Genomic DNA, 213 nt, shown 5'->3' with positions numbered 1-213 from the left:
ACGGCCCGATGCCGCAGACCCGTGAGCACATCCTGCTGGGTCGTCAGGTAGGCGTTCCGTACATCATCGTGTTCATGAACAAGTGCGACATGGTAGATGACGAAGAGCTGCTGGAACTGGTCGAGATGGAAGTTCGCGAACTGCTGTCCGAGTACGATTTCCCGGGTGATGACCTGCCGGTAGTCCGTGGTTCCGCACTGAAAGCGCTGGAAG

Annotated in this window: 1 protein-coding gene; it reads left to right on the top strand. The window is 57.7% G+C overall.

The genetic code is table 11. The features are described 5' to 3' along the window. Positions 1-213: GTP-binding protein (locus AACR93_RS03975; RefSeq protein WP_231557024.1), on the top strand; the 213-nt coding region annotated here is incomplete at both ends.

The sequence above is a fragment of the Aeromonas sp. L_1B5_3 genome, from assembly GCF_963866575.1.
Taxonomy (GTDB): Bacteria; Pseudomonadota; Gammaproteobacteria; order Enterobacterales; family Aeromonadaceae; genus Aeromonas; species Aeromonas jandaei.
The sequence above is the reverse complement of the archived record's forward strand: the minus strand, read 5'-3'. Positions and strand labels throughout refer to the sequence as shown.